This is a genomic window from Tissierella sp. (assembly GCF_052089545.1).
Lineage (GTDB): Bacteria > Bacillota > Clostridia > Tissierellales > Tissierellaceae > Tissierella_A.
In genome coordinates, this window is sequence record NZ_JBQDAA010000182.1 from 1 (window position 1) to 4,660 (window position 4,660).

The following is a 4,660-nucleotide window of genomic DNA, read 5'->3' on the forward strand; positions in this document are numbered from 1 at the left end:
TATGGAATATTAATGTCCGAGAAAAAAGTGTGCTGAAAAAGGTTGACAATCCAGGCCTAGTCTCGTCTATTACAAACTCATTTAAAGGGCTATCTTTTTTTGCTTCTTCCTTTGCTATTTTTTTATCTATTTCCTCATCCAAATCTTTATCATTATTATCTTTATCTTCAACTATATCTTTTTCATCTTTGTTACTCTGTTCATCTTCTGAAGGATTTTCATCGCTTAGTTTATCCTGATGATCTGGTATTTCTTCTGAAGGCTTTGCATTGGTTTCTTTATCTTTTTTATCATCTTTTATTTCCTTTTCTTCATCATCTTCATTTTTCTCTGGTTCTTTTTCATACTCCTCTATAGCTACTGAATGGGTTACATCTACAAGGCATATAGGAGGAAACATAACACACCACCAGTTTTCACCTTTAGCATCGCCTAATTCTATTATAAGAGCTTCATAGTCTCCTTGTGGAAAGACAAGGTCTCCATATTTTCTAACTGGAAAAGCCTCTTCTCTTAATATAACATTTACATCATAATCTTTACCCCATTTACTAACTACATCCTTTGCTATAGAACGTATCTTATCACTTGACTCTAAGATTATTTCTCTACTTTCATCTAGAGAATTAGAATTTTCAAACATAGGCTCCATTTTTTCTAAAACTTTATCACGAACTTCAAGCTTTAAATCTTGATCTTCCCCAGTGTTACTATTTGCTCTTATATGAAACCTTATAACAGGTGGTATATTATTTTCAGGTTTTTCTGGCATGGCCTCAACTGATAGTGGTCCCCCTATGTATATAAAAAATATTAAAAAAACAGATAAGATTAAAATCTCACGATTATACTTCATTTTTAAATCCCCCTTATATATTTTAGCTCGTCCTTACTAATATCTTTGCCAAAGATTGGAAGTAGTATACAATTATTTTTTTAAATCTTGATTTAATGTATAATTTTACGCAATTTACAAAAAATAAGGAAAACATTGAAGGAGGATAAGACTTTGAAAAATAAATTTTTTAAAATTGTAGCTATTACACTAATATTTTTAACTGTACTCTATATCTATGAGCCACAAAGTGAAGTGATGAAAACTGCAAATAGATATAATGCATTTGCACCTAGAACACTTTACTGGGGTTCTACAGGTGACGATGTAAGGAAGGTTCAAGACAAACTACTTCGTTGGAAATATTATGACGGAGGCGTAGATGGAGTATATGGAGCAAGAACATATAGGGCTGTTATGCGCTTTCAGCAAAAAAATGGATTAAATCCTGATGGGATAGTAGGTAGCTCAACAGCTTCAGCTATGGGCATAAGCACAAGTAGTGCGCCTGGTTCTACCCAAGGAATTAATGCAAATGCAGACGAATACCTACTAGCTAGAACTATACACGGTGAAGCGAGAGGTGAGCCTTATATAGGTAAAGTTGCAGTAGCAGCAGTAGTTCTAAATAGAACTAAAAGTCCTAGCTTTCCGAATTCTACAGCAGGAGTAGTCTATCAGCCACTAGCTTTTACAGCTGTAGCAGATGGACAGATCAACTTAACTCCAAATAAAGACGCTATAAATGCAGCAAGAGATGCTATAAATGGTTGGGATCCTACAAATGGATGTCTATACTACTGGAACCCAGTTACAGCTACATCTAAGTGGATATGGAGTAGAACAGTAACACTAAAAATAGGTAAACACTGGTTTGGACTATAGGAGGGAAAAAATATGAAGAAAAAACATTTTATACTTCCAGCTATACTAGTGCTCTTACTAGTAGCAAGTGTAGCTTGGGGTTATGAACAGTTAAATGTAAAAGAAAACTATGAAGTAGCACTAGACAATCACTATCAAAGACTTTTTCTAGATGTAAAAGAACATGTAGAAAATGTTCAGGTAGATATATCTAAAGCATTAGTTGCAACAACAAAAGATAGAAACATTGTTCTTTTTACAGATATAATGAACAATGCAAATTCAGCACAAGATAAACTAGGTCAGATGCCTATAAATCACAATGATATATCAAAGACACAAAAGTTTTTAACTCAAGCTTCAGACTATAGCTACTTTCTCATACAAAAGCATTTAAAAGGCCAAGATATAACACCTGAACAAAGAAAAAACCTTACAGATCTTCAGGAAAATGCTTCAGCTTTTAATGGGGAACTTGCAGCTATACAAGAAAGTATGTCAGACCCTGACTATGTATATGGTGTAGCCTATATTAATGAAATGGATAAAGGGGAAGATAGTACAGCTGATGAAAGTGCTTTTCACACAAGTCTTGTAGACTTTGAATCAAATGTATCAAAATCTCCAGAGCTTTTATATGATGGTCCATTTGCAGACCAGATGTTAAATGGCAAAGCAAAAGGACTTGAAGATAAGGATGTAAATGAAAAACAGGCAGCAAATATAGCCTTGGATTTCTTAGGAAAAGGGAAAGTAGAAGATATAGAAAGCTTTGAACAAGGTGAAGGTGTAGATAAACTAAGGATACCTACAAATACATTTCACGCATATATGGATGGAAAAAATGAAGGATCAGCATCCTATATATCAGTTTCTAAAAAAGGTGGTAAGGTTATTTGGATGACAAATCCAAGACCTATAGGAGATAAAAAACTATCACAAAAAGAAGCCCAAAAAAAGGCATTAAAGTTTTTAGAAGAAAAAGGATTTAAAAACATGGAACCAAACTATTCTTTAAAATATGATGGATATACACTATTTAACTTTGCTGCCAAAGAAGGAGATGTTACCATATATCCAGATTTAGTAAAGGTAAAAGTAGCACTAGACACAGGGGAAATAATAGGAATGGACGCTGCACTATACTATTTAGCACATCACAAAAGAGATATAAAAGAACCTGAGATAAGCATAGAAGAAGCAAGAAAGACCCTAAAAAGTAAATTTGATATAAATTCAGAAAGATTAGCCATAATACCAAAAGGAAAAGATGAAGTCCTTACCTATGAATTTAAAGGTAGATATGGAGATGGAGATTTTATAATCTATATAAATGCCCAAAATGGCGACGAGGAACAAATACTTCAAATTATAAAAAGTGAAAACGGAACTCTAACATTTTAAAAAGCTCTTTTGAGCTTTTTAATTTTACCATTTTGTAAATATTAGAGGGTCCGTGTCACATATGTTTGACTTCTCCAGAAAATTTTGTAGTTTCTTGTAAAAAAAGATTTAAAAAATTGGACAGAGTATCCGATAATACATAAGATAGTAGTGGAACTTTTTTTATATAGTTTTAAAGGGGAGAGGAAACTTGGAGTCATCTAATAAAAGAGTAGGATTTAAAAGTTATTGGATTGCCTTTTGCATAAGTTTAGGATATATAATACTTATGTTAATTGCAGGAGCACTTATAGAAGGTAATGTTAGTAATGCAATAGGAAGATTATCTTTTTTCAGAAGAGAAAATATTTATTTTAGATATATAGAAGTTATTACTTTAAGTGGCATATTTGTATTTATTATGACTTGTTTAGTTATTAAAAAAATTGATAAAGATAAAGATTTTATAAATGATAATTATAAAAAAATAAAAGAAAGAGAACTAGCTATAAAAACAGCAACTAAACAGATAGAAAAACAAAGTGAACTAATATATAGTGTACTAGAAAATGCATCTATTTTTATCATCCAACTTGATAAAAACTTTAATATAAATAATGCTAGTAAAAACATAAAAGATATTATAGAGTTTGAAGTAGAGGATATGAGAAATAAGCCCTTATCTAGATTTATAGAACACGAATATGTTCAAGAAATTAAATCTGAGATGCAATATAAAGATATATATGAACTAGAAATAGAAATTTATTCAAAATATGGTAAAAGAGTATACATTTATGGAACGGTTAAAAAGGATATAAAAAACTATAAAGGTGATAAGTATTATACTTTTGTGTTATATGATATATCTAAGAGAAAAAGTTTACAGCAAAAGATAAGATATCTAGACTCATATGATTCTCTTACAGACCTTCCGAATAGGAATCTTATGGAAAGAATATTTACTTCCCTTCTTCCAAGATTGAATAAAGAAGGAAATCCAGGAGCACTTTTATTTATAGATATAGATCACTTTGCCTTTATAAATGAGACAAAAGGTCACCATGCAGGAGACCATCTTCTTATGGATATGGCAAATATATTAAAAGATATTAAAGAAGATGGGGATGTTCTAGGCAGGATAACTCAAGATAAATTTGTAATGATAATTACAGGTGAAAAGTCACTAGAAGATATAGACAAAAAAATAGATAATATAACAAAAAAGACAAATGTAGAGTGGGAGTTTGAAGATAAAAAATATATGGTATCTACAACTATAGGAGTATCTACTTACCCTAAAGATGGGGTTGGTTTTATAGTACTTTTAAAAAGTGCTAATTTAGCCTTAGAATGTGCAAAAGAAAGTGAAAGAACGAGCTATGAATACTATAATAAAGAAAAAAATGTTTAATTGTAAAAGACTTAAGTATAGTTTCGGATATAAAAATAGCTTTAAAAGAAGAACAGTTCCAAATGCATTACCAACCAATATATAATCTTCAAACTGGAGAGATTGATAACATGGAAAGTCTCATAAGATGGAAACATCCTGAAAGAGGATATGTATCTCCAGAA

5 protein-coding genes are annotated in these 4,660 nt (G+C 31.2%); 4 read left to right on the top strand and 1 reads right to left on the bottom strand.

All coding sequences use genetic code 11. The features are described 5' to 3' along the window. The coding region (spoIIR, locus tag ACTHW2_RS10945; RefSeq protein WP_442263955.1) for a stage II sporulation protein R at positions 1-856 on the bottom strand (856 nt) is incomplete at its 3' end. 153 nt (positions 857-1,009) lie between these two features. Here spoIIR and sleB point away from each other — a divergent pair. The 4 genes from sleB to ACTHW2_RS10965 all read left to right on the top strand — a co-directional run. Further along, on the top strand, positions 1,010-1,720 hold the full coding sequence (gene sleB / locus ACTHW2_RS10950; RefSeq protein WP_442263956.1) for a spore cortex-lytic enzyme: 711 nt from the start codon (positions 1,010-1,012) through the stop codon (positions 1,718-1,720). A 12-nt stretch (positions 1,721-1,732) separates the two neighbouring features. Next, positions 1,733-3,103, top strand: coding sequence for a germination protein YpeB (gene ypeB / locus ACTHW2_RS10955; protein WP_442263957.1), 1,371 nt, complete (start codon positions 1,733-1,735; stop codon positions 3,101-3,103). A gap of 190 nt (positions 3,104-3,293) precedes the next feature. Continuing rightward, positions 3,294-4,496 (top strand): diguanylate cyclase domain-containing protein, encoded by a 1,203-nt coding sequence (locus ACTHW2_RS10960; RefSeq protein WP_442263958.1) that lies wholly within the window; start codon positions 3,294-3,296, stop codon positions 4,494-4,496. A 35-nt stretch (positions 4,497-4,531) separates the two neighbouring features. Further along, positions 4,532-4,660 (top strand): EAL domain-containing protein (locus tag ACTHW2_RS10965; RefSeq protein ID WP_442263959.1); only part of this gene is annotated, 129 nt, incomplete at its 3' end.